Annotated in this window: 26 protein-coding genes and 1 pseudogene; 12 read left to right on the top strand and 15 right to left on the bottom strand. The window is 71.2% G+C overall.

The window, feature by feature from the left end; all coding sequences use genetic code 11:
* Nucleotides 1–11 precede the first annotated feature (11 nt).
* A complete protein-coding gene (flgB, locus tag AC2D8W_RS22115) occupies nt 12–449 on the bottom strand; it encodes a flagellar basal body rod protein FlgB (RefSeq protein ID WP_484673345.1) in 438 nt (145 codons plus the stop codon).
* A gap of 87 nt (nt 450–536) precedes the next feature.
* On the opposite strand from flgB, the gene AC2D8W_RS22110 reads away from it, so the two are divergent.
* Both AC2D8W_RS22110 and fliP read left to right on the top strand, forming a co-directional pair.
* The gene (locus tag AC2D8W_RS22110; RefSeq protein WP_484673344.1) at nt 537–809 is read left to right on the top strand and encodes a flagellar biosynthetic protein FliO; all 273 of its coding nucleotides are present in this window, start codon (nt 537–539) and stop codon (nt 807–809) included.
* Nucleotides 806–1,600 (top strand): flagellar type III secretion system pore protein FliP, encoded by a 795-nt coding sequence (fliP, locus tag AC2D8W_RS22105; protein WP_484673343.1) that lies wholly within the window; start codon nt 806–808, stop codon nt 1,598–1,600. The genes AC2D8W_RS22110 and fliP overlap by 4 nt, the downstream gene beginning before the upstream one ends.
* On the opposite strand, the gene AC2D8W_RS22100 is transcribed toward fliP, so the two are convergent.
* From AC2D8W_RS22100 to AC2D8W_RS22080, 5 genes are read right to left on the bottom strand one after another with little or no spacing between them, the layout of a single operon-like run.
* Complete coding sequence (locus AC2D8W_RS22100; RefSeq protein WP_484673342.1) at nt 1,597–4,521, bottom strand: tetratricopeptide repeat protein; 2,925 nt, start codon at nt 4,519–4,521, stop codon at nt 1,597–1,599. The two genes, fliP and AC2D8W_RS22100, sit on opposite strands and share 4 nt — an antisense overlap.
* Nucleotides 4,522–4,524: 3 nt before the next feature.
* Complete coding sequence (locus tag AC2D8W_RS22095) at nt 4,525–5,478, bottom strand: MotE family protein (protein WP_293480672.1); 954 nt, start codon at nt 5,476–5,478, stop codon at nt 4,525–4,527.
* The gene (locus AC2D8W_RS22090; RefSeq protein ID WP_484673341.1) at nt 5,475–6,044 is read right to left on the bottom strand and encodes a DUF6468 domain-containing protein; all 570 of its coding nucleotides are present in this window, start codon (nt 6,042–6,044) and stop codon (nt 5,475–5,477) included. The genes AC2D8W_RS22095 and AC2D8W_RS22090 overlap by 4 nt, the downstream gene beginning before the upstream one ends.
* Nucleotides 6,041–7,117, bottom strand: coding sequence for a flagellar motor switch protein FliM (gene fliM, locus AC2D8W_RS22085; protein ID WP_484673340.1), 1,077 nt, complete (start codon nt 7,115–7,117; stop codon nt 6,041–6,043). Before fliM ends, AC2D8W_RS22090 begins: the two co-directional genes overlap by 4 nt.
* A gap of 32 nt (nt 7,118–7,149) precedes the next feature.
* Nucleotides 7,150–7,758: a flagellar basal body-associated FliL family protein gene (locus tag AC2D8W_RS22080; RefSeq protein WP_293480666.1), complete on the bottom strand. Its 609-nt coding sequence runs from the start codon at nt 7,756–7,758 to the stop codon at nt 7,150–7,152.
* A gap of 210 nt (nt 7,759–7,968) precedes the next feature.
* Between AC2D8W_RS22080 and flgF the strand changes: the two genes are divergently transcribed.
* The 4 genes from flgF to flgH are packed head-to-tail and all read left to right on the top strand — an operon-like array spanning nt 7,969 to nt 10,987.
* Nucleotides 7,969–8,709, top strand: a complete 741-nt coding sequence (gene flgF, locus AC2D8W_RS22075) for a flagellar basal-body rod protein FlgF (protein ID WP_484673339.1) — start codon at nt 7,969–7,971, stop codon at nt 8,707–8,709.
* Between the two features lie 14 nt (nt 8,710–8,723).
* Nucleotides 8,724–9,512, top strand: a complete 789-nt coding sequence (gene flgG, locus AC2D8W_RS22070) for a flagellar basal-body rod protein FlgG (protein ID WP_293480662.1) — start codon at nt 8,724–8,726, stop codon at nt 9,510–9,512.
* A 3-nt stretch (nt 9,513–9,515) separates the two neighbouring features.
* Complete coding sequence (gene flgA / locus AC2D8W_RS22065) at nt 9,516–10,247, top strand: flagellar basal body P-ring formation chaperone FlgA (RefSeq protein WP_484673338.1); 732 nt, start codon at nt 9,516–9,518, stop codon at nt 10,245–10,247.
* Nucleotides 10,248–10,258: 11 nt separating this feature from the next.
* A complete protein-coding gene (gene flgH, locus AC2D8W_RS22060; protein WP_293480658.1) occupies nt 10,259–10,987 on the top strand; it encodes a flagellar basal body L-ring protein FlgH in 729 nt (242 codons plus the stop codon).
* Between the two features lie 18 nt (nt 10,988–11,005).
* On the opposite strand, the gene AC2D8W_RS22055 is transcribed toward flgH, so the two are convergent.
* Genes AC2D8W_RS22055 through AC2D8W_RS22030 form a run of 6 tightly spaced genes read right to left on the bottom strand, consistent with a single transcriptional unit; the run spans nt 11,006 to nt 16,473 of the window.
* A complete protein-coding gene (locus AC2D8W_RS22055; RefSeq protein WP_484673337.1) occupies nt 11,006–11,797 on the bottom strand; it encodes a thioesterase family protein in 792 nt (263 codons plus the stop codon).
* Nucleotides 11,798–11,810: 13 nt separating this feature from the next.
* Nucleotides 11,811–13,724, bottom strand: a complete 1,914-nt coding sequence (gene dxs, locus AC2D8W_RS22050; protein WP_484673336.1) for a 1-deoxy-D-xylulose-5-phosphate synthase — start codon at nt 13,722–13,724, stop codon at nt 11,811–11,813.
* 16 nt (nt 13,725–13,740) lie between these two features.
* Entirely contained in the window at nt 13,741–14,619 is an 879-nt protein-coding gene (locus tag AC2D8W_RS22045) for a polyprenyl synthetase family protein (RefSeq protein ID WP_484673335.1), read from the bottom strand.
* The gene (locus AC2D8W_RS22040; protein ID WP_293480652.1) at nt 14,619–14,861 is read right to left on the bottom strand and encodes an exodeoxyribonuclease VII small subunit; all 243 of its coding nucleotides are present in this window, start codon (nt 14,859–14,861) and stop codon (nt 14,619–14,621) included. The genes AC2D8W_RS22045 and AC2D8W_RS22040 overlap by 1 nt, the downstream gene beginning before the upstream one ends.
* Before the next feature lie 41 nt (nt 14,862–14,902).
* Nucleotides 14,903–15,517 (bottom strand): histidine phosphatase family protein, encoded by a 615-nt coding sequence (locus AC2D8W_RS22035; protein ID WP_484673334.1) that lies wholly within the window; start codon nt 15,515–15,517, stop codon nt 14,903–14,905.
* Nucleotides 15,518–15,549: 32 nt separating this feature from the next.
* Nucleotides 15,550–16,473: a histone deacetylase family protein gene (locus AC2D8W_RS22030; protein ID WP_484673333.1), complete on the bottom strand. Its 924-nt coding sequence runs from the start codon at nt 16,471–16,473 to the stop codon at nt 15,550–15,552.
* Between AC2D8W_RS22030 and AC2D8W_RS22025 the strand changes: the two genes are divergently transcribed.
* Together AC2D8W_RS22025 and AC2D8W_RS22020 are read left to right on the top strand one after the other, a co-directional pair.
* Nucleotides 16,472–17,032, top strand: coding sequence for a GNAT family N-acetyltransferase (locus AC2D8W_RS22025; protein ID WP_484673332.1), 561 nt, complete (start codon nt 16,472–16,474; stop codon nt 17,030–17,032). The two genes, AC2D8W_RS22030 and AC2D8W_RS22025, sit on opposite strands and share 2 nt — an antisense overlap.
* Before the next feature lie 155 nt (nt 17,033–17,187).
* Nucleotides 17,188–17,682, top strand: a complete 495-nt coding sequence (locus tag AC2D8W_RS22020; protein ID WP_484673331.1) for a recombinase family protein — start codon at nt 17,188–17,190, stop codon at nt 17,680–17,682.
* Here the strand turns inward: AC2D8W_RS22020 and AC2D8W_RS22015 are convergent.
* The gene (locus AC2D8W_RS22015; protein WP_484673330.1) at nt 17,679–18,575 is read right to left on the bottom strand and encodes a LysR family transcriptional regulator; all 897 of its coding nucleotides are present in this window, start codon (nt 18,573–18,575) and stop codon (nt 17,679–17,681) included. The two genes, AC2D8W_RS22020 and AC2D8W_RS22015, sit on opposite strands and share 4 nt — an antisense overlap.
* A gap of 97 nt (nt 18,576–18,672) precedes the next feature.
* Here AC2D8W_RS22015 and AC2D8W_RS22010 point away from each other — a divergent pair, with 97 nt between their 5' ends.
* Nucleotides 18,673–19,671 (top strand): aldo/keto reductase, encoded by a 999-nt coding sequence (locus AC2D8W_RS22010; protein WP_484673329.1) that lies wholly within the window; start codon nt 18,673–18,675, stop codon nt 19,669–19,671.
* Between the two features lie 6 nt (nt 19,672–19,677).
* Here the strand turns inward: AC2D8W_RS22010 and solA are convergent, their stop codons facing one another.
* Nucleotides 19,678–20,778: an N-methyl-L-tryptophan oxidase gene (gene solA, locus AC2D8W_RS22005; RefSeq protein ID WP_484673328.1), complete on the bottom strand. Its 1,101-nt coding sequence runs from the start codon at nt 20,776–20,778 to the stop codon at nt 19,678–19,680.
* A 105-nt stretch (nt 20,779–20,883) separates the two neighbouring features.
* Between solA and AC2D8W_RS22000 the strand changes: the two genes are divergently transcribed.
* Genes AC2D8W_RS22000 through AC2D8W_RS21990 form a run of 3 tightly spaced genes read left to right on the top strand, consistent with a single transcriptional unit; the run spans nt 20,884 to nt 23,944 of the window.
* Nucleotides 20,884–22,071 (top strand): vWA domain-containing protein, encoded by a 1,188-nt coding sequence (locus tag AC2D8W_RS22000; RefSeq protein WP_293480637.1) that lies wholly within the window; start codon nt 20,884–20,886, stop codon nt 22,069–22,071.
* 43 nt (nt 22,072–22,114) lie between these two features.
* Nucleotides 22,115–22,774, top strand: a complete 660-nt coding sequence (locus tag AC2D8W_RS21995) for a TetR/AcrR family transcriptional regulator (protein WP_293480635.1) — start codon at nt 22,115–22,117, stop codon at nt 22,772–22,774.
* Nucleotides 22,775–23,944 carry an MFS transporter gene (locus AC2D8W_RS21990; RefSeq protein ID WP_484673327.1) on the top strand — a complete coding sequence of 390 codons (1,170 nt, stop codon included), beginning with the start codon at nt 22,775–22,777 and terminating at the stop codon, nt 23,942–23,944. It abuts the gene before it with no gap.
* Between the two features lie 125 nt (nt 23,945–24,069).
* Here the strand turns inward: AC2D8W_RS21990 and AC2D8W_RS21985 are convergent.
* A pseudogene (locus tag AC2D8W_RS21985) lies at nt 24,070–24,172 on the bottom strand (IS5/IS1182 family transposase); the annotation flags it as partial.

The following is a 24,172-nucleotide window of genomic DNA, read 5'->3' as shown; positions in this document are numbered from 1 at the left end:
CTAGCGGGCTCCTAGGCGCGGCCGGGCGGCTTCGCCGCGAGGCGGAGCATGTTGAGCGACTTCTGGTAGAAGCTGATGGCCGCGTCGTAGTGCAGCCGCGCGTCGCTCATCTTGATCATCTCCTCCTCCAGCACCACGGAGTTGCCGTTGAGCGTGGTCTCGGAGTCGGGCGTCTTCGTCGTCTTCCACTGCGAGCCGAGGCCGCGGGGCTGGGACTTGGGCGCCAGGTGCCCGGCCTGCGTCGCGGCCATCGGCGCGACCCCGCCGGCCGGCTGGCCGGCGCGCGCCATCTGCACCTTGGCGTCGAAGCTGAAGGGCTTCAGATCCTCGGGCGTGTAACGGGCCGTGTCGGCGTTGGCGACGTTCTGCGCGATGACCTTCTGGCGTTCGCTGAGGTACCCCAGCCGGCCACGAAGCATCGAGAAGAGCGGGATTTCGGCCAGGTTCATGGGGGCCGATCCTGAAGAAACAGGGTTAATCCGCATTTAAGAGACTCAGGCGCGAACTGCGGACGCACTCGAGAGCATAGCGTCTTCATGGATTTCCCGAGCCTCCTGCGCGCCACCTTCGCGCTGGCGCTGACCCTGGGCCTCATCGGCCTCGCCGCCGTGGCGCTGCGCCGCTACGGGCCCGACGCGGTGGCCCGGCTGCAGACGCCGAAGAAGGAACGCCGCCTGAAGGTGGTGGAAAGCCTGGTCCTGGATCCCACCCGGCGCCTGATCATCGTGGAGTGCGACGGGGTCGAGCGCCTGGTCATGCTGGGCGAAGGCCGGGTGCTGGCCGAGCTGCCGAAGGGCGAAGCGCGATGAGCTTCCTGCACGCCCTCTGCACCCTGCCCGCCCGGGACTGGCGGCGGGCGTTCCTCATCTCCGCGCTGGCCGGGCTGGTCGGGATGGCCCTGCCCGTCGCGGCCATGGCCCAGACGCTGAACGTCAACCTCGGCACCGGCGCCGGGCTCACCGAACGCGTGGTGCAGCTGGTCGGCCTGTTGACGGTGCTGTCGCTCGCCCCGTCCATCGTCATCATGACCACCAGTTTCGTGCGCATCGTGGTGGTCCTGTCCCTGCTCCGGACCGCGCTGGGGCTGCAGCAGAGCCCGCCCAACGCCGTCCTGATCTCCCTCTCCCTTTTCCTGACCGCCATCGTCATGGGGCCGACCTTCGAGCGGTCCTACAACGAGGGCGTCAAGCCGCTCCTCGACCAGCAGATGGAGCTGCCCGCGGCGTTCGACGCGGCCGGCGGCCCCGTGAAGCAGTTCATGCTCTCGCAGGTGGAGCAGGAGGACCTCGCCCTCTTCGTGCGCCTGTCGCGCATCGAGCGGCCGGCGAACGTGCAGGACACGCCGCTGCGGGTGGTCACGCCGGCCTTCATGATCAGCGAGCTGAAGCGCGGGTTCGAGATCGGCTTCCTGCTTTTCGTGCCCTTCCTGGTCATCGACCTGGTGGTGGCCAGCGTGCTGATGAGCATGGGCATGATGATGCTCCCGCCCGTGGTCGTGAGCCTGCCTTTCAAGCTGATCTTCTTCGTCCTGGTGGACGGCTGGCGCCTGGTCTGCGGCAGTCTGGTCGAGAGCTTCCAGCGCGGCGCGGGCGGAGGCTAGCCTTTGGCGGCCGGGCGGGCGGGCGACGGGGCCTGAGCCTGGCGGGCGGGCGCGGCGGGCGCCTTGGCCTGGCCGGTGGGCGCGGGCCGCGTCTTGAAGCGGCCCTTCATCTTGGCCACCCAGCCGGCGAACACCTCGTTGTCGGCCGAAACGCGTCCGAAGTCGGCCACGGACAGGCGCCCGCTGGGCACGCCCGACAGGGCGATCCTCAGCGCCTCGGGGTTGTTCGCCTTCTCGTAGAAGCCCTGGTAGCGGCTCTCGAGCCGCGCGAGCGCGCCCTCGTCCCCGGCCAGGCTGTAGGCGACGCCCGCGCGCAGCAGCCGGCCTTCCTCCTCCGAGGTGAGCGGCGTGGCGGTCTTCCAGCGGTCGCCGAGGCTCTTCTCGAACAGCGGCGCGGCGACGGCCCAATTCTTCTGCTTCCAGGTGATCTCGGCGCGCAGGTCCTGCGCCTCGCGGCCGGAGTCGCGCTCGATGATCTCCAGGGCGCTGTCGAAGCGGCCGAGGGCCGTCCACGCCCGGGCTTCGACCAGCCGGCGCTCCGCGTTCAGCGCCGTCGGCAGCACGGTCGTCCGCGAGGCGTTGATCGCCTCCAGCGCCGCCTCGGGCTTGCGGTCCATGAGGTAGATGACCGCCAGGTCCGTGGAGACCTGGGCCTTGGCCACGCCGTCCAGGCGCTCGGTGGCCTGGTACTTCAGGAGATCGGCCGCCTGCGGCAGCAGGTCGACGTCGACGAGCCGGCGCACGATCTTGCGCACCATCAGGTCGCCGTCCGCGCCCAGCGGCGCCAGCTCCTTGAAGTCGAAGAACAGCGCCAGTGCCTGCGTCGGCTCCAGGCCGTCAGCCAGGCCGTCCAGGAAGAGGCTCCGGAAGGCCGCGTTGAGGTCCGCCTGCAGCTGCAGCGCCTCGGGCAGGTCCGGCATGCGCACGCCCGCCGACCGCAGCGCCTCCAGCGCCTCGCGATAGCGTCCCTGGCCCAGGTAGAGCTGCCCGAGCGCGCGGATGGTCTCCAGCTCGGTCCCGTCGCCGCGCCACCGGTAGCGCAGGCCGTCGAAGACGTTGGCTGCCTGGGCCGCGTTGATCTGGCCGAGCTCGAGACGGATCTGCGTCGCCCGCAGCTCCGCGGGCGCCGAGATGGAGTCGATCGGCGCCGTGGCGATGGCGGCGAAGATCTTCAGCGCCCTGGCCTTGGAGCCCTGCAGCTCGATGACCCGTGCCTGGATGAGCCGGGCCCGCAGCTGCTCCTCGGGATCGACCTTCTCCTCCAGCGCCATGCGCACGCGCAGATCGGCCGCCGCCAGGTCGCCCTGGGCCAGGGCCGCCTGCGCGTCGGCGCGCGCGAAGCGCGCCTTCCAGAGCGGCGGGACCAGGCCGTATGCCTCGACGCCCTTGGCGAAGAAGCTCCGCGCCTCGGCGTAGTGCGCGAGCTGGGTGTTGACGTAGCTGCGCCACAGGGCGGCCGAGGGGTCGTCGGCGAGGCTCGGCGCGGAGAAATCGGTGTCGGCCTCGGCGTAGCGCCGGGCCAGGGTGCGGGCGATGCCGCGCAGGCCGCGGAACTCCGGGTCGTCGAGCATCTCGGGATGCTCGCGGGCCAGGTTGTTGAGCAGGCCGATCGCCTCGTAGCTCAGCTCGGATCCGACCAGGAAGCGCGCCAGGGCCATGCGGGCGCCGACGGGCGCCGAACGGTCCTTGTTCGCCGACTCGGCCGTCGCGGCCGCGAACAGGGCGTCGTACCGGCGCAGGAAGCCGCCCTCGCCGGTCTTGGCCCAGTCGGGATTGACCAGCGCCGGCATGATCGCCGGCTGCGGCGCGCCCAGGCGCAGGTCCTCCTTGTCGCGCGACGCCCAGGCCGGCGACAGCCTCAGGCCTTCGCCCCGGCTGATCCGAACGATCTCGCCCTCGCGCGCCACGGTCAGGTCGTCCGCCAGCGACTCGACGGCGAGGCCCTGGATCGAGGGCAGCAGGGCCGCCTCGACGAAATCGCGGCGGCTGGGAACGCCCTTCGGCGGGCCGAGCGCCGTGACCACCTTCAGGGTGTCGCCCACCACCGGATCGGGCAGGTTGATCACGCGCGTGGCCCCGGCGACGGGCGCCTTCAGGGCCGCCGGGCCGCCCGCCGGGTCGCGCGCCACGCGCACGATGGACGGCTGCGCCTGCGAGCCCGGGCCCAGCGCGATCGTCCAGGTGGGACCGACGGACGAGACGAACACCGGGGCGTCGGCGTCGGCCTCGATCCGCAGCGCGGCGTGATCGGCGCCCTTGAACGCCTGCACGCCCCGCAGCGGCCGCACGCCCTGCGGCGCGGCCGAGACGTCGAGGGTGGCCGGGGCGTCGAAGACGACCCAGATGGCGTCGCCGCGGCGGAAGACGGCGGCGCCGGCGAGATTGGCCCAGGTGAACGACAGCTGCGCCTGCCCGTTGGCCACGTTCGCCGCCATCCTGACGACGCCGCCCGGGGGGAGCGGGTCGGGCCGCGGCGGCTCGGCCTCGGCGACGGCGACCGGTTCGGGCTCGGGGGCCGCGGCCGGCTCGGGCTCGGCCTTCTCGAACACGTTGACGTAGGTGGCGCCGTCGGCCTGGCCGACCTTGGCGTCGGCGTTGTCGGCGAGCGTCAGGACCAGCTGGACGCCGCCGCCGGTCCGGGTGCGGGTCGCCGACTTGATCCACTTCGGCGGCGAGGTCAGCAGACGCGCCACGTCGGGATCGCCCGGCATCGACAGCGTGAGGGTCTGTCCCTCGCGCCGGGCCGCGACCCGGCCGCCGATCTCGAGCCGGGTGAAGGTCTCCGCCTGCGCCACGCGCACGACCGGGCCGCCACGCTGGGTGGCGGCCTTGACCGCGGGTGCGGCGACCCCGGCGGGCGCGGCGACGCTGGCGATGCAGGCCGCGGCGACCCCGGATCGGAGGGCCTTCTTCAGCGTCATCGCCTATCCGGTCTTGGCCGCGGGCTCGGCCGCAGGCGCGGTCGGCGGCGCCGCCGCCGGGGCCGACGCAGCAGGCGTCTTCGCGGCGGCCTGCTGGGCCGGCGGGGCGCGCGGCGCCCTCGGCGCCGGCTTGGCGGCGGCCTGGCGCTTCGGCGCGGCCTTGGGCTCGGGCGCGGTCGGGTCGACGCTGGCCTTCGCGGGCGCGGCCTGGGCCTGGGCCGCGGCGGCGCTCGCCCGCGCGGCCGCCGCCTGGGCGTCCGAGTAGCGGCGGGCCAGGGCCTCGGTGAGCTTCTTGGCCTCGGCGGCCGGCATCTGCGCGACGATCGCGGAGAGCGCGCGCTCCTTCATCTTGGCGGCGATCGGAATGCGCACGCTGTCGTCCAGCGCCGCCAGCCGGGGCGCTGCATCCTTCGCCTTCATGCCTTCGAACACCTTCACCAGGCGGTCGATCTCGGCCTGCTCCTTGGCGTTGGACTGGTTGAGAAGGCCGTTCACCTCGGACTTCAGGCCGTTGAGCGCCTTGATCTTCGCGTCCAGCTTGGCCTCGGCGGCCGCCATCAGGGCGAGCTGGGTGTTGAGGTCGTTTTCGCGCGCGTCCAGCGCGCCGCGGCGGGCGCCAAGACTCTGCAGCACCTGCAGCTCGGCCGGCGACAGCCCGGCCTGCTTCGCCAGCTCGGCGGCGGTGGGCGCGCAAACCGGCTTGGGCGTGATCGACGCCGCAGGCAGGCCCGCGGAAGCCGCGTCCTTGGCGGCCTCGGGCTTCTCGCCGGCCTTGTCCTTGGCGTCGGGCTTGGCGTCCTTGCCGGCCTTCTCGCCACCCTTGGCGGCCTCCTCGGCCCAGGCCTGCGCGCCGGAGACGAGGCTCGGCAGGTCGCGCGCGCCGGCCAGGGCGTTCACGGCCAGGACGCCGCCGATGGCGACGCCCACGAGCGGGAGGATGCGCGGAACGGACTTCAACGGCGGACTCCGGCCAGGCGGTCGAGGGCGAGCGGCGCGTCCTCGAACAGGTCATCGTCGATGCTGGGCTGCACGCGGCGGCCCGGCAGGGGCGCACGGCCGACCAGGGGTTCGGCGTCCAGGTCCGGCCTCGTCTGGGCGGCTTCCTGCGCGGCCAGCCTCTGGCGGGCCATGGTCAGCAGCGACTGCAGCCGATCCTCGCTGGCGGCGGCGCGCGGCGGCGGCGCGACGGCCGGCATGGCGCGGACGCTCCGCTCCGGCGTCGCCGCGGCGCGCGGCAGCTCGGGCGCGGCCGAGACCAGCTTCTCGAGCTTCTGGGCGAGCGCCCGGCCCTTTTCGATGCGGTCCGACAGGATGTCGGTGGCCTCGTCGGTGGCCGCGCGCAGGTCCGCGAGCCCCTGCTCCGCGCGGACCGCTGCAAGGTTCAGTTCCCGGACCGCGGCCTCGAAGCCTTCGTGGCTGTCCCGCAGCGCCTTGAGCCTGCGGTTCAGCCGCAGGCCCACCGCCATGGCGGCGATCAGCAGGCCGGCGAGAAGCAGGTTCATGCCGATGGCGATCAGGCTCATTGCGACCTCGTGACGGCTTGCTTGGCGGCTGGGGAAAGCGGCGCTTCGACGCGCACGGCGATGTGGGCGTTGCGGCGGCCCATCCGGCCGCGGGTGAGCGGGATCTGGCCTGCCCGCAGCTCGATCAGGCTGTCGGGCGTGGCGTTCAGCATCAGGGTGTCGCCGACCTTCAGCGCCAGCACCTTCTTGAGGCTGATCTGCTGCTCGTCGAGGACGGCGCGCACGTCCATCTGGGTCGTCCAGAGCTCGGTGGCGAGGTGGCTTTCCCAGATGTTGTCGCGGCCGAACTTCTCGCCCATGAACTGCTGGAGCAGCATCTTCCGGATGGGCTCGAGCGTGGCGTACGGCAGGAGGAGCTCGATGCGCCCCCCGCGGTCCTCCATGTCGATCCGCAGCTTCACCAGGATGGCGGCGTTGGCCGGCCGGGCGATGGCGGCGAAGCGCGGGTTGGTTTCCAGCCGGTCCAGGGTGAAGTGCACGGGCGTCAGTGGCTCGAACGCCTCCTTGGCGTCGGCCAGCACCACCTCGACCATCCGCTGGACGAGCACGCGTTCGATGGTGGTGTAGGGCCGCCCCTCGATGCGCATCGCCGCCGTGCCCCGGCGGCCGCCGAGCAGCACGTCGACGATCGAGTAGATCAGGTTCGAGTCGACCGTCAGCAGGCCGTAGTTGTTCAGCTCCTCGGCGCGGAACACCGACAGGATGGCCGGCAGCGGGATCGAGTTCAGGTAGTCGCCGAACCGGATCGAGGAGATGTTGTCGAGGCTGACCTCGACGTTGTCGGAGGTGAAATTCCGCAGGCTGGTGGTCATCAACCGCACGAGGCGGTCGAAGACGATCTCCAGCATCGGCAGGCGCTCGTAGCTGACCAGCGCCGAGTTGATGATGGCGCGGATGCCCGTCCGCTCGGCGATCTCGTCCTCGGAGAGGTCGAAGCCCAGCAGGCTGTCGATCTCGTCCTGGTTGAGGATGCGCTCGGCCGCCTGGCCCTCGTCGGTCTGGGCCGCGGACCAGTCCGGCTCGGCGCTCGCCGGGGCGCCCTCTTCGGTCGGTGTCTCGTTCTCTTCCGCCATGGCTCTCGGACGCAACAGGCGCGGGACGCGCGCTAGTTGATCAGCATCTCCTCGATGAGCACCGCATTGGCCCGCGACGGGGCGATGGCCAGGTTCACGCGGCGCAGGATCTCCATGCGCAGCTGGTAGCTGCCCTGGGATCCCGAGAGATCCTCCGGACGCAGCTCGCGCAGGAAGGTCTGGAACATGTCCTGGAGCCGGGGCATCGCCGGATCCAGCTCCTCGACGGCGCCCTCGTCGGGCAGCTCGAGCGTGAGCTTCAGCTTCAGGAAGGTGGGTTTGCCGTCGGCGGTCTGCATGTTCACGACCACGTCCGGAAGGGTGTAGAAGACGACGCCGTCAGGGCCTTCGCGGACCACGGCCGCGCCCTTCTCGCCTTCCTTGCCCTTCTCGTCCTTCTTCTTGTCCTTCTTTTCCTTCTTCTCCTTGCCCTTCTCGGCGTGGGCCTCGTCCGGCTTGGGCTTCAGGAAGATGAAGGCGGCCGTCCCGCCGCCCCCGAGGACGACGAGCGCGGCCGCGCCCGCGATGATGAGCATCTTGAGCGGGAGTTTCTTCTTGGCGGGGGCCTCGCCCTCCGCGCCTTCGGCGGCCTCCGGGGCTTCGCCCTCGGCCTCCTTCGGCTTCTTCTCCTTCTTCGCCACGCGTGCGCCCCCGTTGTCGGCGCGACCAGCAATGGCCCCGTTTAGTTAAGAAGCAGTTTTTAACAGGTCTTAACGGGCGCGAATCCTGCCCGGCAGAATCCGCCGCTCGGCCGCCGTTAACTTTCTTAGTTGTTGTTTTTTCGCGATTTTTCAGTTGGCCCGAAGCTTGCACGCCAAACCGGCGAAACGTCGCACGCTTTCGGGGTCCTGATGGACAACGCCATCTACATCGGTCTCTCGCGCCAGATGCTCCTGCGTCGGGAGATGGACATCATCGCCAACAACATCGCCAACGTGGACACCACGGGGTTCAAGGTCGAGTCGCTGCTGCACAAGACCACCCCCGCCCCGCCGGCGAAGACCGAAGGCGGCCCGCGGCCCATCAAGTTCGTCTCCGCCGACGGCGTGGCGCGCAACTTCGGCCAGGGCGCGCTGACCAAGACCGGCGGCGAGCTCGACATGGCCATCGAGGGCCAGGGCTTCTTCCAGGTGCAGACCCCGAACGGCCCGCGCTTCACCCGCGACGGCCGCTTTACGACCGACACCAACGGCCGGCTGGTCACCCAGGCGGGCTATCCCGTGGCGGACGAGAGCGGCGGCGAGATCGTGATCGATCCCGAGAAGGGGCAGGTCTCCATCGGCGCCGACGGCTCGATGAGCCAGGGCGCCGAGCGCGTCGGCAAGGTGGGTATGCTCAAGTTCGCCAACGCCGGGGCGCTCGAAAAGGCCGGCGACAACCTCTACCGCAACGCCTCCAACCTCCAGCCCGAGCCGGCCGCCGACGTGGCGAAGCTGCGGCAGGGCCACCTGGAAGGCTCCAACGTCAAACCGGTCCTGGAGATCACCCGCATGGTCGAGGTGAGCCGGGCCTACGAAAGCACAGCCCGGATGATGGACTCCCAGGGCGACCTCACCCGTCGCGCGGTCGATCGCCTCGGCAAGCTGCAGTGAAGGACTGAAGACTGATGCAAGCGCTCCGCACCGCGGCCACCGGCATGGCCGCCCAGCAGATGAACGTCGAGGTCATCTCGAACAACATCGCCAACATGAACACGGTGGCGTTCAAGCGTCAGCGCGCCGAGTTCCAGGACCTGCTCTACCAGACCTTCGAGGCGGCCGGGACGCAGTCCTCCGACCAGGGCACGATCGTGCCGACCGGGGTCCAGGTGGGCGCGGGCGTGAAGGCGGGCGCGGTCTACCGCGTGGGCACCCAGGGCTCGCTGACCCGCACGGACAACCAGTACGACCTCGCGATCGACGGCCGCGGCTACTTCCAGGTGCTGCTGCCCTCCGGCGAGACCGCGTACACGCGGGCCGGCAACTTCTCGGTCAACGACCAGGGCCAGCTCGTCACCCAGGACGGCTACCAGGTGCAGCCGGCCATCGCGATCCCCAGCGACGCGGTGTCGGTCACCATCTCGGCGACCGGCCAGGTGCAGGTGCAGCAGGCGGGCCAGACCACGCCCAGTATCGTCGGCGTCATGGAGCTCGCCACCTTCGTCAACGACGGCGGGCTGCAGGCCCTGGGCGGCAACCTCTACAAGGAGACGGCGGCCTCGGGCGCGCCGACCACCGGCACGGCCGGTTCCACCGGCATCGGGACCCTGGTGCAGGGCTACACGGAAGCCTCCAACGTCGACGCGGTGGCCGAGATCACCGCCCTGATCGTCGCCCAGCGCGCCTACGAGATGAACTCGAAGGTCATCTCGACGGCCGACAACATGCTGGCCACGGCCAACCAGGTGAAGGCGTAAGCCATGAAGGCGATCGCGCTCGCAGCCGCCTTCATCGTCGCCGCCGCGCCCGCCGTCGCGGCCGTCCCGGTCACGCTGAAGGCCCAGGCGCTGGACGACGACGGCGTCGTCACCCTGGGGGAGATCTTCGAGGGCGCCGGGGCCGCGGGCCGCACCCCGGTCGCCACGCGCACCGGCGCGTCCGTCATGCTCAACGCCCGCGCCGTGCGCGCAGCCGCCGCGCGCGCCGGCCTCGACTGGGCCAACGCCCAGGGCCTCGCCTCGATCGTCGTGGTGGGCGCCGCCCCCGGCGCGGTCGCGGCGCGCGGCAACGTCGAAGTGCTGACCTGGGCCCGTTCGATCGCCACGGGCGAGATCGTCCAGCCGCAGGACCTGATCTGGGCCAAGGTGGCCGCCGCCCCGGCCGACACGCCCTCGGACGCCGAGGCGCTGATCGGTCTCGCCGCCCGTCGGCCGCTGCGGGCGGGCGCGGTCGCCATGGGCCGCGACGTCTCGGCGCCGCAGGTGGTCAAGGCGAACGACACGGTAACCCTCACCTACGACAATCAGGGCGTCTCGCTGTCCCTGCAGGCCAAGGCGCTGAGCGCCGGCGCCGTCGGCGAGACCATCAACGTGCAGAACGTCACGTCGAAGAAGACCGTCCAGGCCGTGGTCAGCGGACCCGGCCAGGCCGCGGTCGGACCGGAGGCGGAAGAGCTGAAGCTCACCCGCTCCACCCGCTACGCCGCACGCTGAAGGACACCCACATGCGCCTGCGCCTCCTCGCCATCGCCGCCATGGCCCCCCTCGCCGCCTGCTCGACCATCAAGGAGGCCGTGAAGGGCCCGGAACTGGCGCCGGTGGGCTACCCCGCCGCTCTGGTCCCGCAGACCCAGCAGTTCGTCTCGGTGCGCGAGCCGTCTCCCCAGCCCGCCAGCGCCAATTCGCTGTGGCGCGTCGGCGCCCGCGCGTTCTTCAACGACCAGCGCGCCAGCCGCGTGGGCGACATCCTGACGGTGCAGATCGACATCGACGACAGCGCCAAGGTCACGAACTCCACGTCCAGCTCACGCACCTCGGGCGTGCAGGCCGGGGTGCCGCACCTGCTGGGCCTGGAGTCGACCCTCGGGAAAATCCTGCCGGGCGGATTCGACCCCGCGAACGCCATCGAGACCAATTCGGCGACGAACAACGCCGGGACCGGCGCGGTGAACCGCTCGGAGAAGATCAGCCTGACGATCGCGGCCGTGGTCACCGGCGTGCTGCCCAACGGCAACATGATGATCCAGGGCACCCAGGAGGTGCGCACCAACACCGACCTGCGCCAGCTCACCGTGGCCGGCGTCGTTCGGCCCGAAGACATCTCCTCGGCCAACACCATCCGCCACACCCAGATCGCCGAGGCCCGCATCAGCTACGGCGGCCGGGGCGACATCCATCGCGTGCAGAAGACGCCGGCGGGCCAGAGCCTGCTGGAGCGGTTCAGCCCGTTCTGACGGGCGGCCGCCTAGGCTTCAGGCGAAGATCGCCACCAGCTGGCGCGCCGCGGCCACGCGGCGGCCGGCGGTGTCGAACACCTCCATCGCCTGCAGCGAATAGCCGTCGGCCGCCTGCTCGCTGATCGACCGCAGCAGGCGCCAATCGCCGGCCGAGCCGCCGATGGGCTGGAAGACGTCCAGGCTCCAGGTCGCCGTGCTGATCGGCGCCGGCTGGGCGAAGGCGATCATCGCCGCGGGCGGCGGAACGTCGGCCAGGGCCAGCAGCGCCAGCTCCACCTCGTCGCCGGCGTCGGCCGCGTGACGCACCCAGATCGCGACGTCGGGGTCGGCGCCGGGCGTCAACGGCCGCGCGCCGGAGGCCAGCCGGGCCTCGAAGTTGCCGGAGAAGCCCGGGGCGAAGCCGCCCTTCGGGAAGTAGTCCGGGCAGTCCTCGGGCGGGGGAACCGCCGGCGCCCGTGGCGCGTCGTGCCGCACGGCGCTCTCGCGCGCCGCTCCGTAGGTGAAGAGCGCCCGCGCAGCCATGCCGGCCTCGCCCGTCGCGTCGACGCTGACCACCGTGGCGGATCTCCCCTGACGCAGGAGCGTGGGTTCGAACCGAATCCGGCCGCCGGCCGGACCGACAAGCGCCACCTGCGCCGAGCGCAGCGGCGGCAGCCCCGGATGAGCCCCCGCCGAGGCCGCCGCGCACAGGGCGGCGGTGATCCCGCCGTAGAGCGTGCGGCCCTGGCGCCAGCCCTCGGGCGCCTCGATTTCGTAGGCCGCGCCCGTGGGGGTCAGCGCAGCGATGACCTCTCGGAAGCTAAGCATTCGCTGTCGGGACTCAGGCGCGCCGCCCGGCGACGCTGGCGTTGTCGGCGCCCAGCGCAGACAGGGCGCCGCGCACGATGCCCTCGGCGTCGAGGCCAGCCTGGGCGTACATCGCCTCGGGCTTGTCGTGGTCCTGGAAGATGTCGGGCAGCATGAGCGTGCGGATCTTCAGGCCGCGGTCCAGCGCGCCGTGCTCGGCGAGCGCATGCAGGACGAACGCCCCGAAGCCGCCCATCGAGCCTTCCTCGACGGTGATCAGCGCCTCGTGCTCGCGCGCCAGGCGCAGCAGCAGGTCCAGGTCCAGGGGCTTGGCGAAGCGGGCGTCGGCGACCGTGGCGGACAGCCCGCGGGCGGCCAGCATGTCGGCGGCCTTCAGGCTCTCGCCCAGGCGCGTGCCGAACGACAGGATGGCGACCGCCGTCCCCTCGCGCACGATGCGGCCCCGGCCGATCTCCAGCGGTTTGGCAAGCTCTGGGATCGCGACGCCCAGGCCCTCGCCGCGGGGATAGCGGAAGGCGGACGGTCGGTCGTCGATCGCGACCGCGGTGGCGATCGCCGCGGCGAGCTCGGCCTCGTCGGACGGCCCCATCACCACCATGCCCGGGAGTTGGCCCAGGAAGCCGATGTCGAAGGAGCCCGCGTGGGTGGCGCCGTCGGCGCCCACCAGGCCTGCGCGGTCGAGGGCGAAGCGGACGGGCAGCCCCTGGATCGCCACGTCGTGGACGACCTGGTCGTAGCCGCGCTGCAGGAAGGTCGAATAGATCGCGCAGAACGGCTTCATGCCGTCGGCCGCGAGGCCGGCCGCGAACGTCACCGCGTGCTGCTCGGCGATGCCCACGTCGAAGGTGCGCTCCGGGAACTTCTGCCCGAACAGGTCCAGGCCGGTCCCCGACGGCATGGCGGCGGTGATGGCCATGATCTTGGGATCGCGCTCGGCGTGCTTGATCAGCTCCTGCGCGAACACCTTGGTGTACTGCGGCGCGCCGGGCTGCCCCTTGGCCTGCTGGCCGGTGACCACGTCGAACTTGACCACGCCGTGGTACTTGTCGGCCGCATTTTCCGCCGGCGCATAGCCCTTGCCCTTGTGGGTGACCACGTGGACGAGCACCGGCTTGTCGTCGATCTTGCGGGCGTTCTGCAGCACGTGGACCAGGGCGTCCATGTCGTGCCCGTCGATCGGCCCGACGTAGTAGAAGCCCAGCTCCTCGAAGAGCGTGCCGCCGGTCACCATGCCGCGGGCGAACTCCTCGGCCTTGCGGGCCGCCTCGCGCATCGGCCGCGGGAAGGCCTTGGCCACCGACTTGCCGAGGTTGCGGATCGACTGGTAGCCGCCCCCGGAGACGAGCCGGGCGAAGTAGGCGCTCATCCCGCCCACCGGCGGGGCGATCGACATGTCGTTGTCGTTGAGGATGACGGTGAGCTGCTTGGTCGTCTCGCAGGCGTTGTTCATGGCCTCGTAGGCCATGCCGGCGCTCATCGAACCGTCGCCGATGACAGCCACCACCTTGTTTTCCCGGCCGTCGGCGTCGCGCGCGGCGGCGAAGCCCAGGGCGGCCGAGATCGACGTGGCGGCGTGGGCCGCGCCGAAGGGGTCGTACTCGCTTTCGCTGCGCTTGGTGAACCCCGAGAGGCCGCCGCCCTGGCGCAGGGTGCGGATGCGGCTCCGCCGCCCGGTGAGGATCTTGTGCGGATAGGCCTGGTGGCCCACGTCCCAGATCAGGATGTCCTGCGGCGTCTCGTAGACGTGGTGCAGGGCCACCGTCAGCTCGACCACCCCGAGGCCCGCGCCCAGGTGCCCGCCGGTCTGCGACACCGCATCGATGGTCTCGGCCCGCAGTTCGTCCGCCAGCTGCCGCAGCTGGGCGATCGAGAACTTTCGGGTGTCGGCCGGCGAGGAAACGGTGTCGAGCAGGGGTGTTTCAGGCAACGCTACGTCCTCGGGCTCAGGTGCGGCGCTCTAGCACGAAATCGACGCTCGCTCGCAGGAAATCAGCCCGCGGCCCGAACGCATCCAGGTGACTTTTTGTCTGGGACTTGAGCAGCCCGAGGCGTTCGCGCGCCGCCTCGACGCCCAGAAGCGTCACGAAGTTGGCCTTCCCCTTCGAGGCGTCCTTGCCGACGGCCTTGCCCACGGATTCCTCGCTGCCCTCGGCGTCCAGCAGGTCGTCCACGATCTGGTAGCCCAGTCCCAGGTCGTGGGCGAAGTTCAGCAGGGCGTGCCGCTCGGCCTCCTGCGCGTGCGCCAGCACCAACGGCAGCTCGAAGGCGCAGGTGATCAGGGCGCCCGTTTTCAGCCGCTGCATCCGGGCCACGCCGCCCAGGTCGTCGCGAACGCCCAGCATGTCGATCATCTGGCCGCCCACCATGCCCCGCGCGCCGGCCGCGAGCGCCAGCTTGGCCACCAGTTCGGCCCGTACGCCGCCGTCGGGATGGGTGTCGGGGTGGGCCAGGATCTCGAAGGCGGCCGCCTGCAGGGCGTCGCCCGCCAGCACGGCCGTCATCTCGTCGTAGGCGCGGTGCACCGTCGGCCGGCCGCGGCGCAGGTCGTCGTCGTCCATGCAGGGCAGGTCGTCATGGACCAGGCTGTAGGCGTGGATGCACTCCAGCGCGCAGGCGGCGCGCAGCACCGAGGTCTCGTCCAGGTCGAACATCCGCCCGGTCTCCAGGGCGAAGAAGGTGCGCAGCCGCTTGCCTTCGCTCAGCGCCGCATAGCGCATGGCCTCGGTGAGCCGCGCCTCGGGCCCGTCGGCGCGCGGCAGCAGTTCGTCCAGCGCCACGGTGACCAGGTCGGCAGCCTCGGCCACCCGGCGGGAGAGATCCATCAGCCGAACTCTGCGGGTTCGACGCCGGGCGTCCCGCCGGCGCCCATGACGATCTTCTCGACCCGCAGGCTCGCCTCCTTGAGCTTCTGTTCGCAGTGCGCCTTCAGGGCGGCCCCACGCTCGTAGAGGCGGATCGAGTCCTCAAGCGGCGCCTGGCCGGACTCCAGGCGGCCGACGATCTGCTCCAGTTCGGAGAGCGCGGTCTCGAAGCTCATGGCGGCGATGTCGGCGGGCTCGGACATGGCTGCTCCTTTAGGCGCGGGACGCCGGCGAATCCATCCCCTCAGCCGCGCTCGAACCGGCGCATGGACCAGTACTTGTAGCCCTCGCTCTTCACGAGCCGCCACCCGAGCCGGCGCAGGGAGCGGCCGATCATGTAGTTGAAGAAGCCGTGGGCCAGGACCACGACGTTCTCGCCTCCGGCGGCGAGGCCGATGAGCATGGCGGCGGCGCGGTCGGCGCGGATCTCGGCCTCGCTGCGCCGCTCCTGGCCCTCGTGGTGATCGAAGAACCACCACCAGAAGCGGGCGAGGAAGCCCCAGATCCGGGGCGACAGCCTCAGCCACCGGGGCAGGTTCGGGGGCGGCAGCGGCGCCTCGATCAGCAGGTCATGGCGCTCGAACATGCGCTCGCCGGCCAGGGTCTGGGCGCTTTCGATGGCGCGCAGGCGGGTCGACGACACCAGCGTCCCGCACTCGTCGACGAAGCGGCGCAGCGCCTCGGGCGGCGTCTGGCCGGGCAGCAGCCCGAGCAGTTCGTAGTTGGCCCAGAAGGTGCGGTACTCGGACGCCGAGAGCCGCACCTTGCGCGACACGTGCGGCTCCCCGTGGCGCGCCAGGATGATCGCGCCGTGCCGCAGCGGCGGGGCCGTCTTCTCTTCGGTCAGGACGCTGGCCATGGATCCGGAATGTGCACGGCCGGTGTTCGCCCCTACCCCTCGCCGAGGGCTCTGACGTGCGCGAGCGCCGAACGGCCCAGAGCCTGGAGGTCGTAGCCGCCCTCGAGGGAGGACACAACCCGCCCCTTCGCGCGCCGGTTGGCCACGTCCGCGATGGCCCGCGTCGCCCAGGCGAAGTCGGTCTCCTCCAGGCTCTGGCCGCCGCCGCCCACGGGATCGCGGGCGTGGGCGTCGAAGCCGGCTGAGACGAGAATCAGGTCGGGCGCGAAGGCGTCCACCCGGTCCATCAGCTGCTCGAACGCCTTGCGCCAGACCGCGGCGGGCGCGCCTTCGGGCGAGACCGTGTTCACGATGTTGTCCGCAACCGGCTCCGAGGGGTGCCCGGTCCCGGGCCACATGGGCCAGGACTGGATGGAGGCGAAGAACAGACCCGGGCGGCCGCCGAGCGCGGCCTGGGTCCCGTTGCCATGGTGGATGTCGAAGTCGACGACGGCGACCTTCTGGAACCCCGACGCCTGGGCGACGCGCGCGGCCACCGCGACGTTCGAGAAGATGCAGAACCCCATCGGCAGCCCGGGTTCGGCGTGATGGCCCGGCGGTCGGACGGCGCAGAACGCCCGCTCCGCCTTGCCGGCGGCCACGTCGCGCACGGCCTGGACCACGGCGCCCGCGGCGCGGCGCGCGGCGGTGAGGCTGCCCGAGGACATCGCGGTGTCGGGATCCAGCACCAGCCGGCCGCTGGTCGGCGCGCGCGCGCCGACGTCGTCCAGGTAGGCCTTGTCGTGCACCCGCAGGAGATCCGCCTCGTCGACGAGCGGGGCATCGTTCGGCGCGAGGTCCAGGTCGGAGTCCGACAGGGCGTCGGCCACAGCCTTGAGTCGTTCGGGCCGCTCGGGATGACGTTCGCCGGGCCGGTGGTCGAACATGTCGAGGTGGGTGTAGAGGGCGACGGTCATGCTGCATCCTAACCCAACTTCCGCCGCGGCGGGTCCTGTGATCCGGCGGGCGCGACCCGAGGACGCCGAAATCCTCGCCGAGCTCGGCGCGCGCACGTTCAGCGACACCTTCGCCCACCTCTACGACCCGGCCGACCTCGCCGACTACCTGGTCGAGGCCTACAGCCTGGAGCGGACCCGCGCCGACCTGGCCGATCCGGCCAAGGCGCTGTGGCTGGTGGAGGACGGCGACCGCCCCATCGGATACGCGCTGGCCGGCCCATGCGCCCTGCCCCACGACGACGTCACGCCGGCCTGCGGCGAACTCAAGCGCATCTACTTCGTGAAGGATCGTCAGGGCGCCGGCGTGGGCGGCCGCCTGTTCGCCGAGGTCATGGCCTGGCTCCAGGCCGGCGGCTCCCGGGACGTGTGGATCGGCGTCTGGTCCGAGAACTACGGCGCGCAACGGTTCTACGAGCGCCACGGGTTCGCGAAGGTCGGCGAATACGGATTCAAGGTCGGCCGTACAGTGGACCGCGAGTTCATCCTTCGTCGAAGCGGCAATAGTTTTTCTGGCTAGCCGCCACAGTTCACGCATTTGCGACACATTCTTGCCGCAATCTGCACGAGCTCTAAGCTTTCATTGCTGCGATTTAACCTTTGTGCATCTTGGCGATACGGCCACTGTTTGGGACGTTGAACGGTATTCGGCGGGTCACGATATCGGCGGTGGGGATGCTGAGGATCGGTTACGTTCGGCTGCGGGACGCGAGCGCCCACGACGACACCACGGCCCTCAAGGCCGCGGGCTGTCAGGTGGTGCGCGCCGAAGAGCCCGGCGGCGACGGTCAGACGCTGACCTCGATCCTGGAGTTCATCGGCGCGGGCGATGAGCTGGTGGTCACGCGCCTCGAGTGCCTCGCGCCCGGCGCGCGCGGCCTGCTCGACGCCCTGGATCGTCTCGAGCGCCGGAACGCCGCCCTGGTCGTCCTGCACCCGGGGCTCACCAGCCGGGGCGAGAGCGGGCGTACGCTGCGCGCGGTCCTCGAGGCCGTCGCCGCCATCGAGCCCACCGGGGGCGCACGTCGGCGCCGGCCGGCCGCCGCCGCCGACGAGATCCACGCCCTTCAGCGCGCCGGCGTCGGCCCGGTCGAGATCGCCCGCCGGTTGGGCGTCTCGCGCATGACGGTGTGGCGCAAGCTGAAGGCGGTCGAGGCGGCCGAGGCCTAGCCCCGCCGCTCGGCCCGGACGTAGTCGACGAACGCGCGCAGCGCCGAGGGCAGGGTGCGCCGGCTGGGGTAGTAGAGGAACGGGCCCGGGAAGGGTTCGGACCAGTCGGCGAGCACCTCCACCAGCCGCCCGCTCGCCAGGTGCGGGACCACATAGCCGTCGAACAACGCCACGAAGCCCAGCCCGTCCAGGGCCGCGCGGATCAGGGCGCCCGGACCGCTGGCCACCAGCGGGCCCGTCGGCGAGACCCGCACCGTCTCCCCGGCCTTCTCGAATTCCCAGGGCGGCATGGCCCCGCTCGGGAAGCGATTGCGCAGGCACGGCCGCTCCAGGAGGTCGCGCGGATGTCGTGGAGCGCCGACCCGCGCGACCAGGTCCGGCGCGGCGGCGACCACGTATCGCTGGGGAGGCCCCAGGGACACCGCCACCATGTCCTGCGCCAGGCTCTCGCCCCAGCGCACGCCCGCGTCGTAGCCCTCGGCCACGATGTCGATGAACCCGGTCTCGCTCACGATCTCCAGGCGGACCGCCGGGTAGGCGGCCAGGAAGCCGGCGATCATCGGCGCCAGCACCAGCTCGACGGCCGGCTCGGGCGCGTTGATGCGCAGCGGCCCCGAGGGCTCGGACTGCGCCGAACGCACCTCGCTGACGGCGTCGGCGATCTCGGCCAGGGCAGGTCCCAGCCGCTCGAGGAGGGCCCTCCCGGCCGCCGTCGGCGCCACAGAGCGCGTGGTCCGGTTCAGCAGGCGCACGTTCAGGCGGGCCTCCAGGTCGCGCACCGCCTGGCTCAGGGTCGAGGCGGAGACGCCCAGCTCCACCGCCGCGCGGCGAAAGTTCCGGTGGCGGGCCACCGCGGCGAAGCTGTCGAGCGCCGTAAGGTCCGAGCGTTGCATTGTTCGATAGCCCGCACAGTTTGTGCGCGATTGTGCCGGTTATCCGGCTGAACGACGACCGCTATCTCGTCGCCCCAGGACGAAGATGGAGTCGACGATGCACACGCGAACGCTGGGCCGGACGGGGCCCGAGGTGTCCGCCCTGGGCCTGGGCGCCATGGGGATGAGCGACTTCTACGGCGACGCCGACCGCGCCGAGAGCCTGGCGACGATCGCCGCGGCGGTGGAGGCCGGGATCACCCTCGTCGACACCGGCGACTTCTACGGCATGGGCCACAACGAGATGCTGATCGGCGAGGCGCTGAGGACCCTGCCCCGCGACAGACTGGTGCTCTCCGTGAAGTTCGGCGGCCAGCGCGCGCCCGACCGCTCGTTCCTCGGGTTCGACGCGCGCCCGGCGGCCGTGAAGACGTCGCTCGCCTACACCCTGCAGCGGCTGGGCGTGGACCACATCGACATCTACCGGCCCTCGCGCCTGGATCCGAACGTGCCCATCGAGGACACGGTGGGCGCCATCGCCGAGTGCGTGCAGGCGGGCTGGGTGCGCCACATCGGCCTCTCGGAGGTGGGCTCGGAGACGATCCGGCGCGCCGCCGCCGTCCATCCCATCGTGGACCTGCAGATCGAGTACAGCCTGCTGGCGCGCGGCATCGAGGACAGCCTGCTGAAGACCACCCGCGAGCTGGGGATAGGGATCACGGCCTACGGCGTCCTGGTGCGCGGGCTGATCGGCGGGCACGGGCTGGGCCACCTGGACCCGGCGAAGGGCGACTTCCGCGCCCTCACCCCCCGCTTCCAGGGCGAGAACCTGACGAAGAACCTCGCCATCACCGAGCGGCTGCGGGCGGCGGCGCAGAGCGTGGGCCTGACGCCTGCGCAGGCGGCGATCGCGTGGGTGGCGGCCCAGGGCGATGACATCGTGCCCCTCGTCGGGGCCCGGACCCGAGCCCGGCTGGCCGAGGCGCTGGGCGGCATCGCGGCCAAGCTCACGCCCGAGCAGCTGGCGACGATCGAGGCGGCGGCCCCGAAGGGCTCGGGATCGGGCGACCGCTATCCCACGATGATGATGCCGTCCCTGGACAGCGAGCGCGGCTAGGGCGCTCTAGGCGAACCGGGCCAGCGCATAGGGGGACGGGTCGCATGCGGGCGTCCGGCCGAGCGCCAGGTCGGCCAGCATCTCGCCGATGGCGGGCGCGAACTTGAAGCCGTGGCCGGAGCACGCTGAGGCGAACCACACGTTGCCGCGGTCCGGATCCCGGTCGATGACGAACTCCTCGTCCGGCGTGATGGTGTAGCCGCAGGTTCCGATCCGGTGCGCCGGAGCCAGCGGCCCCAGGAAGCGCTGCAGATGCCGCCGGACCCGCTCGGCCTCGGTGACGGGATCGACAGGATCGTCGTCGAAGCGGTGGAAGCCGGCCTTGACGCCCGCGCCCGCGAAATCGGGGAAGCCGTAGAGGAAGCCCTCCGGATCGTCGAAGGCGAAGGCGGGAAGCCGTTCCGGTCCGACCAGCTGCGGCCGCTCCGCCCGGTACCAGCCGAGCACCTGCGGGCGGACGCGGAGGTGCGGCCCGAGCGCCGGGACCAACTCGGCGATCTCCTGTCCCGCCGTGATCACGGCGGCCGCGGCCTGGATCGGCTCGCCGTCGTCCAGCACCACCGTGACGCCCGAGGCGGTGTCGCTCACCTGGCGGACGCCCACCCCGCACAGCATCTCGGCGCCGCGGGCCGTCGCCGCGGCCAGCATGCGACGGACGCCCAGGTCGGCCCGCAGCAGGCCCGCGCCGGGCTGGAGCGTGGCGGTCCAACCGGCCGGCAAAGCAACCGCGGGAAAGCGCTCCCCGGCCTCGGCCGGCGTCAGCGGTTCTCCGGCAAAGCCCCCGGCCGCGGCGGCCGCGCGCGTGCCGGCCATCAGCGCGCCGTCGGCCGGCCCCGCCTCGAGCACGCCCACCCGCAGGAACACGGGCTCGCCGCCCTGCTCCAGGTCGTCCCACAGCTCCACAGACCGCCGGACGAGCGGCGCGTAGCCGGGGTTCTCGAAGTTCGACAGGCGGATCATCCGGCTCTCGCCCCACGACGAGCCGCAGAGGTGGCCAGGCTCGGCCCGCTCGATCCCGATCACGGCGGCGCGCCGCGACAGGCTGGCCATCGCCGCCGCGCCCATCACGCCGAGCCCCACGACCACGACGTCGCAGGTCCGCGTCATGCGCCGCCCCGCCCGCCGGCGCCTCCCGCGCGCACTGGACATCGGGGGCCCGACGCCCCATCCTTCGCGTTCAAACGAACGTTCGACCCCAAGGGGCTCTCCCCCATGTTCATGCGCTTCTTCACCGAGCTCCGCGAAGCCAAGGTGCCGGTGACGCTCAAGGAATACCTCATCCTCATGGAGGCGATGGACAAGCAGGTCATCGACCGCACGGTCGATGACTTCTACTACCTGTCCCGCTCGGCCCTGGTGAAGGACGAGAAGAACCTCGACAAGTTCGACAAGGTTTTCGGCCACGTCTTCAAGGGCATGGAGAACCTGTCGGACGACGTGATCGCCGACATCCCCGCCGAGTGGCTGAAGCGGCTCGCCGACAAGTTCCTCACCGACGAGGAGAAGGCGCAGATCGAGGCCATGGGCGGCTTCGAGAAGCTGATGGAGGCGCTCGCCGAGCAGGCGCGCCGCCGTAAGGAGGGCCAGGACGGCGAGGACGGCGAAGGCCAGCGCGGCGGCCGGCCCGACGGATCGAACCCCTTCGGCGCCAACGGCTACCACCCCGAGGGCATCCGCGTCGGCCAGGAGAAGGGCCGCCACGGGCGCGCCATCAAGGTCTGGGACAAGCGCGAGTACAAGAACCTCGACGACCAGGTCGAGCTGGGCACCCGCAACATCAAGGTCGCGCTGCGCCGCCTGCGCAAATGGGTCCGGGACGGCTCCGTCGAGGAGCTGGACATGGACAAGACCATCAAGGGCACGGCCGAGAAGGGCTACCTCGACATCAACATGCGGCCCGAGCGCCGGAACAAGATCAGCGTCCTGCTGTTCCTGGATGTCGGCGGCTCGATGGACAGCCACATCAAGATCTGTGAGGAGCTGTTCAGCGCCGCGCGCTCAGAATTCAAGAACATGGAGTTCTTCTACTTCCACAACTGCCTGTACGAAGGCGTGTGGAAGGACAACCGGCGCCGGCACACCGAGAAGCTCAACACCTACGACATCCTCCACAAGTACCCGCACGACTACAAGGTCATCTTCGTGGGCGACGCGACCATGAGCCCCTACGAGATCACCTATCCCGGCGGCTCGGTGGAGCACTGGAACGAGGAGGCCGGCGCGGTCTGGATGGATCGGGTCAGCCAGATCTACGACTCGGTCGTCTGGCTCAACCCCACCGCCGAGCGGCACTGGGACTACACGCCCTCCATCGGCCTGATGAAGCAGCTCGTGGGCGACCGGATGTACCCGCTCACCATCGACGGGCTCGAGAAGGCGATGAAGGAGCTGTCGCGCTGAGCGCCAGCTTCGGCCTAAGCTGGCGGATGCACGAGGGATTCGCATGACCGATCCCCTTCTTCAGGACGCCGCCGAGACCGAGGAGGCCCAGGCCGCGACCAAGCAGGCGGTGTTCAACGCCGCCGAGCGCCTCTTCGCGCTGCACGGCTTCCAGAACGTCTCGGTGCGCGACATCACCGCCGAGGCGGGCGTCAACCTGGCCAGCGTGAACTACCACTTCGGGTCCAAGGACGCGCTGCTGTTCGAGATCTTCCGGCGGCGCACCAGCGAGCTCAACCGCGAGCGGGCCCGGATGCTGCACGAGGCCACCAGCCGCCACGGCGGCAAGCCGCCCGTCCGCGACATCCTGGAGTGCTACTTCGCCCCGCCCATGCGCTGGGCGGCGCCCGACAACGACCGCCGCATCTCGATGCAGTTCATCATCCGCGCCCGGTCCGAAGGCACGGCCGAGATGCGCGAGGTCCTGAAGACCGACGTCTCCCACCTCGAGCGGTTCGCCGGCGCGCTGATGGCGGCGCGGCCCGACCTGCCCAAGGAAGACGTCTACTGGCGGCTGCACTTCGTGCTGGGCATGGTCCACAACAACCGCTTCGCCGAGTTCGACCGGCTGCACCACCTGTCCGGCGGACTGACTCGCGAGGGCGACGTCGAGGCCCTGCTGCGACGGATGCTGGACTTCGCCGAAGCCGGCTTCCTGGCTTAGGTGCGCCGGCTTCTCCTCGGCGCCTGCGCGCTGAGGTTCCTCGACGCCTTCGTCCTGATCTACCCGTTCTACACGGTGATGTTCGCCGAGCGCGGCCTGTCGGCGGCGCAGATCGGCCTGGTGCTCGCCGCATGGTCGCTGGTCTGCCTGGTGCTGGAGGTGCCCTTCGGCGTCCTGGCCGACCGCTTCTCCCGGCGCTGGCTGATGTCGATCGCCCAGGTGGTGCGCTGCGCGGGGTTCCTGGTCTGGCTGGCCTTCCCGAACTTCTGGGGATTCCTCGTGGGCCTCATGCTCTGGGGCATGAAGAGCGCCACCCTCTCCGGCGCCTTCGAGGCGGCGGTCTTCGACGACCTGAAGGCCCGCGGCCAGGAGGCCGAGTACATCCGCGTCTTCGGACGCACGCAGGCCGCGAGGTTCGCCGGCGTGGTGGCCGGGGCGCTCGGCGCGGGCGCGGCGGCGTCGCTGGGCTACGACGCCCTCATCTGGGCCAGCATCGCGACCGGGCTGGGCGCGGCCGCGGCGGCGCTCGCCCTGCCGCCCGCGCCGCGCCTCACCGCCGTCCGGCGGGGCGGCTACCTGGCGCACCTGCGGCGCGGCGCCGGCGAGGCGGCGAGGCTCCCCGGCGTCCTCGGCCTGCTCGTCTTCATCGCCGCCATGCAGTCCGTCGTCTCGGCGCTCGCCGACTACTGGCCGCTGTTCGGCCACGAGGTGGGCCTGCCCAAGCCGGCGATCGGCCTGTTCGTGGCGGCGATCTCGGCCGTCGGCGCCGTGGCCGCGGCCCTGGCGCACAGGCTGCGCGACCTGCCGCCACGGGTGCTGCATGGGCTGCTCATGCTGGCGGGCCTCGCGATCGTCGCCGCCGCCGCGAGCTACCGCGCATGGTCGGTCGGCTTCCTCATGGCCTTCGTCGGCCTCTACTGGATCGTGGACACCAACGCCGACGCGCGCTTCCAGCATGCCCTGCGACCCGAGACGCGGGCGACCGTGGCGTCGGTGAAGGGCCTGACGATGCAGGCCTCCACCAGCGTGCTGATGCTGAGCTTCGGCCTGCTGGCGCAGCGGTCGACCTACCAATGGGCCTTCGCCGCCTATGGAGGCCTGCTGGCCCTGGTGGGCGCGGCCTTCGCGGCGTGGGGGCTGCTTCGCCTCCGGCGTCCCGGTCCGGTCTAGAGCGCGTTCCGAAAAGTGGGAACCGGTTTTCGGATCCGAACGCGCTCAAGTTATTGATCTAGAGCCTCATTTTCCCGTTCAGACGGTTCCGTCTGAACGGGTGAGGCTCTAGGTTCCGGACTCAATCAGGTCCACCAGGTGACGACGGCGGCGAGGTAGACGGTCGCGGCGAAGACGGCTGCGAGTTTGTCGTAGCGGGTAGCGATGCGCCGCCAGTCCTTCAGGCGG

This window comes from Phenylobacterium sp. T106 (genome assembly GCF_057219735.1).
This window is presented reverse-complemented; position numbering and strand designations above follow the sequence as displayed.

What these genes read in the sequence shown, in the direction of transcription:
- flgB (WP_484673345.1), bottom strand. Translation starts at nt 449, where the DNA reads ATGAACCTGGCCGAAATCCCGCTCTTCTCGATGCTTCGTGGCCGGCTG.
- AC2D8W_RS22110 (WP_484673344.1), top strand. Translation starts at nt 537, where the DNA reads ATGGATTTCCCGAGCCTCCTGCGCGCCACCTTCGCGCTGGCGCTGACC.
- fliP (WP_484673343.1), top strand. Translation starts at nt 806, where the DNA reads ATGAGCTTCCTGCACGCCCTCTGCACCCTGCCCGCCCGGGACTGGCGG.
- AC2D8W_RS22100 (WP_484673342.1), bottom strand. Translation starts at nt 4,521, where the DNA reads ATGACGCTGAAGAAGGCCCTCCGATCCGGGGTCGCCGCGGCCTGCATC.
- AC2D8W_RS22090 (WP_484673341.1), bottom strand. Translation starts at nt 6,044, where the DNA reads ATGAGCCTGATCGCCATCGGCATGAACCTGCTTCTCGCCGGCCTGCTG.
- fliM (WP_484673340.1), bottom strand. Translation starts at nt 7,117, where the DNA reads ATGGCGGAAGAGAACGAGACACCGACCGAAGAGGGCGCCCCGGCGAGC.
- flgF (WP_484673339.1), top strand. Translation starts at nt 7,969, where the DNA reads ATGGACAACGCCATCTACATCGGTCTCTCGCGCCAGATGCTCCTGCGT.
- flgG (WP_293480662.1), top strand. Translation starts at nt 8,724, where the DNA reads ATGCAAGCGCTCCGCACCGCGGCCACCGGCATGGCCGCCCAGCAGATG.
- flgA (WP_484673338.1), top strand. Translation starts at nt 9,516, where the DNA reads ATGAAGGCGATCGCGCTCGCAGCCGCCTTCATCGTCGCCGCCGCGCCC.
- flgH (WP_293480658.1), top strand. Translation starts at nt 10,259, where the DNA reads ATGCGCCTGCGCCTCCTCGCCATCGCCGCCATGGCCCCCCTCGCCGCC.
- AC2D8W_RS22055 (WP_484673337.1), bottom strand. Translation starts at nt 11,797, where the DNA reads ATGCTTAGCTTCCGAGAGGTCATCGCTGCGCTGACCCCCACGGGCGCG.
- AC2D8W_RS22045 (WP_484673335.1), bottom strand. Translation starts at nt 14,619, where the DNA reads ATGGATCTCTCCCGCCGGGTGGCCGAGGCTGCCGACCTGGTCACCGTG.
- AC2D8W_RS22040 (WP_293480652.1), bottom strand. Translation starts at nt 14,861, where the DNA reads ATGTCCGAGCCCGCCGACATCGCCGCCATGAGCTTCGAGACCGCGCTC.
- AC2D8W_RS22035 (WP_484673334.1), bottom strand. Translation starts at nt 15,517, where the DNA reads ATGGCCAGCGTCCTGACCGAAGAGAAGACGGCCCCGCCGCTGCGGCAC.
- AC2D8W_RS22025 (WP_484673332.1), top strand. Translation starts at nt 16,472, where the DNA reads ATGCTGCATCCTAACCCAACTTCCGCCGCGGCGGGTCCTGTGATCCGG.
- AC2D8W_RS22030 (WP_484673333.1), bottom strand. Translation starts at nt 16,473, where the DNA reads ATGACCGTCGCCCTCTACACCCACCTCGACATGTTCGACCACCGGCCC.
- AC2D8W_RS22020 (WP_484673331.1), top strand. Translation starts at nt 17,188, where the DNA reads ATGCTGAGGATCGGTTACGTTCGGCTGCGGGACGCGAGCGCCCACGAC.
- AC2D8W_RS22015 (WP_484673330.1), bottom strand. Translation starts at nt 18,575, where the DNA reads ATGCAACGCTCGGACCTTACGGCGCTCGACAGCTTCGCCGCGGTGGCC.
- AC2D8W_RS22010 (WP_484673329.1), top strand. Translation starts at nt 18,673, where the DNA reads ATGCACACGCGAACGCTGGGCCGGACGGGGCCCGAGGTGTCCGCCCTG.
- solA (WP_484673328.1), bottom strand. Translation starts at nt 20,778, where the DNA reads ATGACGCGGACCTGCGACGTCGTGGTCGTGGGGCTCGGCGTGATGGGC.
- AC2D8W_RS22000 (WP_293480637.1), top strand. Translation starts at nt 20,884, where the DNA reads ATGTTCATGCGCTTCTTCACCGAGCTCCGCGAAGCCAAGGTGCCGGTG.
- AC2D8W_RS21995 (WP_293480635.1), top strand. Translation starts at nt 22,115, where the DNA reads ATGACCGATCCCCTTCTTCAGGACGCCGCCGAGACCGAGGAGGCCCAG.